2 protein-coding genes are annotated in these 3350 nt (G+C 67.6%); both read right to left on the minus strand.

Features of this window, described 5'->3' with window-relative positions:
- Window positions 1-36: 36 nt before the first annotated feature.
- On the minus strand, window positions 37-1419 hold the full coding sequence (locus tag DXZ73_RS07255; RefSeq protein ID WP_116210186.1) for a transglycosylase SLT domain-containing protein: 1383 nt from the start codon (window positions 1417-1419) through the stop codon (window positions 37-39).
- Window positions 1420-1550: 131 nt separating this feature from the next.
- Entirely contained in the window at window positions 1551-3068 is a 1518-nt protein-coding gene (locus DXZ73_RS07260; protein WP_116210187.1) for a peptidoglycan DD-metalloendopeptidase family protein, read from the minus strand.
- Window positions 3069-3350 lie beyond the last annotated feature (282 nt).

Here is a 3350-nt window from a genome sequence, read left to right on the forward strand (position 1 = left end):
CGGGCGGTGTCGCCCCGGCCGGCCACGGGTGTCGGGTCAGGTGATGGGGGGACCGGAGCCGTTGACCCAGTCCCATTCGGACCAGGTGCTGAAGCCGGTCTGCCACCTGTGGTGGACCCCGTCCTTACCGCTCCCGAAGACCTCGATACGGCCATCGGCATTCGTCGCGGCAGCGACCTCGGTGCCGCCGGTGCCGAATTTGTCCCAGTCGCCGTACGGGGCGTTCATGCCCTTCTGCCAGATATGCATGGCGACATCACCGTTGATGGCGAAGACCTCCACACGTCCGTCAGGACTACGGCTGCTGGTGAGCTGAGAGTTCGCAGGACCGCCCGTCTTCTCCCAGCCCGACCAACTCGTCGGATTCGTCTGATACCGGTGGAACACCCCCACCGAACCGGAAGCGAACACCTCCAGGCGCCCGTCCGCATTGTGATCGACGGTCACGTCATGGCCACCGCCACCGAAGTCCTCCCACTGCGACCAGCCACCGTTGACAGCCGTCTGATACAGATGCTGGAACGTGCTCCCATTGAGCGCGAACACCTCGAGACGCCCGTCGACGGACTTCTCCGCCTTCACCCGGCTGCCGGCAGGACCGCCGCCCGTGGGCTCCCAACCCGACCACCCACCATTGGGAGCGGTCTGATACCGGTGGAACACCTCTTTCGGCCCCGAGGCGAACACCTCGATACGACCGTCGGCATTGACACCGGCAGCCACGCTGCTCCCGCCCGCACCGAAATCCTCCCAGTTCGACCAGGCACCCGCCGGGGACAGCTGATAGCGATGCTGGGCGACCTGACCATTGATCGCGAACGCCTCCAGACGACCGTCGGCATTCGGCGCGATCGCCAGCTGCGCGTTACCGGGGCCACCCAGCCGCTCCCACTGCGACCAACCACCGTTCAGCTGGGTCTGCCAAGCGTGATGCACCCCGTCAGCCCCGGCCGCGAACACCTCGAGACGACCATCGGCCGACTTCGCCGACACCACCCGGCCCGACTTCGCCGGATACACCAACGGCGCGGGTCCTGTGCCGGGATTCCCGAGACGCGCCACCGCGGCGCGTGCCTCGCCCATGTGCCGCAGGTGAGCGCCCTGCACGTACGTGGACCATGGGTCCCAGTTCCGCCCCCCGTTGGAGATGCGGTACGCCGCGTTCGCATTGCACTGGGGGTCGTAGGCGCAGGCGTCGTCGACCTCCTTGTGCCAGTAGTTGTTGATCTGCCACAGCCCGCGGTCGGTCGACGGGGGTGTGTTGTTCGTCGTGTTGGACGCGGACGGGTTGCAACTGGACTCGGCCAGTGCGACGGCGACGGCGAGTTCCAGGGCCTCGCCGCGCCAGCCGGCGTTGTAGCCGACCTGGGCACACAGGTCGCTCGCGTCGGCCTGCGCCGGTGAGGCGCCGACGACCATGCCCGCCGCGAGGAGCAGCGAAGCGAGTACCGACAGAACGATACGGTGGAAAGCGCGTCGTGCCGACGAAGTCGTTCTCCCTCGCCGGACGCGCCGAATTCTTGTCAACTGCTGCCCCTTCGAAGGGTGAGTCAGGTGATGGGGGGACCGGAGCCGTTGACCCAGTCCCATTCGGACCAGGTGCTGAAGCCGGTCTGCCACCTGTGGTGGACCCCGTCCTTACCGCTCCCGAAGACCTCGATACGGCCATCGGCGTTGGAGGCGGCGTTGATCTCGGTCCCGCCGGTGCCGAATTTGTCCCAGTCGCTGTAGGGGGCGTTCAGGTCCTTCTGCCAGGTGTGCATGGCGACTTCGCCATTGATGGCGAAGATCTCCACCCGCCCATCGGCAGTGCGGTTGCCGGCGAGCTGAGAGTTCGCAGGACCGCCCGTCTTCTCCCAGCCCGACCAACTCGCCGGGCCCGTCTGATACCGGTGGAACACCCCCACCGGACCGGAAGCGAACACCTCCAAGCGGCCATCGGCGTTGTGGTTGACAGTCACGTCATGGCCACCGCCACCGAAGTCCTCCCACTGCGACCAGCCACCGTTCACAACCGTCTGGTACTGGTGCTGGAACACATTGCCGTTGAGCGCGAACGCCTCGAGCCGGCCGTCAGGAGCCTTCTCCATCTTCACGCGGCTGCCGGCGGGGCCGCCGCCCGTGGGCTCCCAACCCGACCACCCACCATTGGGAGCAGTCTGATAGCGGTGGAACACCTCTTTCGGCCCCGAGGCGAACACCTCGATACGACCGTCGGCATTGACACCGGCAGCCACACTGCTCCCGCCCGCACCGAAATCCTCCCAGCTCGACCAGGCACCCGCCGGGGACAGCTGATAACGGTGCTGGGCAACCTGACCATTGATCGCGAACGCCTCCAGACGACCGTCGGCATTCGGCGCGATCGCCAACTGAGCACTGCCGGGGCCACCCAGCCGCTCCCACTGCGACCAACCACCGTTCACCTGCGACTGCCAGGCATGATGCACCCCGTCAGCCCCCGCGGCGAACACCTCCAGACGGCCGTCCGCCGACCGTGCCGACACCACCCGGCCCGACTCCACCGGATACACCAACGGAGCGGGCCCTGGGCGTCGGCCCGGCGTGCACGGTATGGCCACGCCGCGTTCCTCGAGGTACGGAATGGGGTTGATGCCGTGATTCATGCTGGTGTCGCGTCGCACCCGCAGGTGGAGGTGGGGACCGTCGGCCTGGCCTTCGGCACCCATGAGCGCGATGCGCTGACCGGCCGTGACGCGATCACCGACGGCGACGTCCCTCTGGTACATGTGCCCGTACTCGGTCACCGTTCCGTCGGGGTGCAGGATGCGGATCCACTGGCCGTAGCCCTGGGCAGGGCCGGAGTTGATGACCTCGCCGTCGCCCACGGCATAGATCGGCGTGCCGTAGTTGTTGGCTATGTCGATGCCGTCGTGATCGCGGGATCCGCCGTAGGGATCGGAGATGAAGCCGGCCGCCGGGCACGAGGCGGCGAATCCGGCGACTTGGACGGCGGAAGCCGGGGACGTGGTCACCAGCGACGGCAGTACCGCGACCGATGCCACGAGAACGAGGCGCAGCGCGCATCGGGAAAGACCGTGAAGCACGTGGCGTTCCTCCCCTCTTGGGGGCATTTCAGGGTGGACAGGTGGGCTACGAGTGCGGTTCGTCGAGCGACGGGCTCACGCGAACAGGCAGGTGGAAGGTAGCCACGACTGCCCGGCAAAGGCATCCGGAACGCTACGGGCTGACAACATCCGCCGGGCTCGGATATGGGAGCCGAGGTCACGGAGTCGCGGGCACGGTGTCGTCGAACGCCGGGCGGGCCGGTATTCAGCCCGCCCGGCGTTCGAGGACCAGGGCCCGGGGCGGGGCCCCGGCGGTCGGTG

Origin of the sequence: Streptoverticillium olivoreticuli subsp. olivoreticuli, assembly GCF_003391135.1 — a bacterium.
In the GTDB taxonomy this organism is placed as follows: domain Bacteria; phylum Actinomycetota; class Actinomycetes; order Streptomycetales; family Streptomycetaceae; genus Streptomyces; species Streptomyces blastmyceticus.